At 52.8% G+C, this 1,396-nt stretch carries 1 protein-coding gene; it reads left to right on the top strand.

The window, feature by feature from the left end; translation table 11 throughout:
* Positions 1 to 587 precede the first annotated feature (587 nt).
* Positions 588 to 1,229, top strand: coding sequence for a hypothetical protein (locus tag ACR0DT_RS25035; protein ID WP_480713344.1), 642 nt, complete (start codon positions 588 to 590; stop codon positions 1,227 to 1,229).
* The last annotated feature ends 167 nt before the right edge of the window (positions 1,230 to 1,396 follow it).

Raw genomic sequence — 1,396 nt, 5'->3', positions numbered from 1 at the left:
AAGACCATCAAAGCGCCAGACCAATCGGACAGCGCACCTCATATTCTCAGCACTCAAAGCTGAGGTGTCCGTCAGATCAAGTCCAAAGTTTAACAAATGACGGATCGCCAAGACAGGCGCAAAGGCTCCTTATCGCTCACGATCAGATCAACACCGTCTTTCGCTCCCGCCGCCATCAACTCTCCACCGTCTCATACCGTAACTCCAGAACCGATGCCTTCGACCTTTGGGACTGCTATGTTGCCGAAATGACCGCCTAACGGACGCAGACCAGATCGCCATCAGCCGCGTGCAACCAAGTTGGCAATGCCGTTGGAAAACACGCTTTGTCAGATCAATCCCGATGATAGTAACATCAGACATGGTTGCTTTCTCCTCATGTGGTGGTTTCAATAAACATCACATTGGCACATGACGATGCCGTCAGGAGAGGCATCCACGCCGTCAATAAAGCCCATTGGCAAGCCCGCAACCGGGTTAATATCTGTCACGAATGGCCCGCCGGTGCGTGTCAGGTCGCGTGCAGGTTGTCGGTCCCACCGCGCACCGTCCCGAATAGCACCATCAGCAGAAAAGCGAAGGCCAGGATGAGCAAATGTTCAACTCCCGTTGCTCGTCGGCTTCGTCCTTTTCTGTGGGATGATTTCGGGATCCGGCATGGCGCGTTTGAGATTTTGCGCGCGCCTCCCGAATATTTTGTGCGAAGCGCGAAAGAGCATGGAGAGACTCTCATTCTACACTTGGTCCCCAATCCCGTCAGAGACTTCTTTGCCCGGTTCTTGGCCCACTCGGACAAGAGGAGCCTACACGACTTCCATATCAACCTGCTGGAATTAGAGATTAACCGGGTTCGGTACAATGTGTTTCTGGTTCCGCCGCTGTTCGAAGCAAGTGAGGCATATCAGGCAGATATTGCCCAAGCGCGGCGTATTCTTAGCATAACCCGCCGCAGGCGATGGTTTGGTCATGTGCAATTCGATCTACCGCATTACTGGCTGACGCTTCTGGGCCATCGCCTCGCAGTCGAGCGCGGCTTGTCTGTCGGTGGCATTGCCGCTTTGGCCCATTTAACGTCAAGATACCTCCACCTGCCACTTAAGGAAACCGAAGTTTGGGATGAGGACAAATTGTTTCAGAAGTACACAGAAACAGCGTTGCGTGACGAATGGGACTATTCAAGCTTTCTGTTCCGGTATGTTAGAAGTGACTGGCCACCTGAAACACTGTGAGGCGACTACACGCTCCGGACAATTGCATCGGAGACGGTGGCAGCACTTTTCATGGTAGGGCGTGCTGACCTTCCCTAGGTTCTGGACCCATTAAATTGGTTTCCGTGATCCCGACTGCGTGATTCAAACCCCTGAGTTTCAGGGATGTGTAATGAGCAATCTATTCT

This window comes from Ruegeria sp. BI11, from assembly GCF_056538005.1.
This window is presented reverse-complemented; position numbering and strand designations above follow the sequence as displayed.

Bases quoted from the DNA above. Each gene is read 5' to 3' on its own strand.
- ACR0DT_RS25035 (WP_480713344.1), top strand. From the start codon at position 588: ATGAGCAAATGTTCAACTCCCGTTGCTCGTCGGCTTCGTCCTTTTCTG.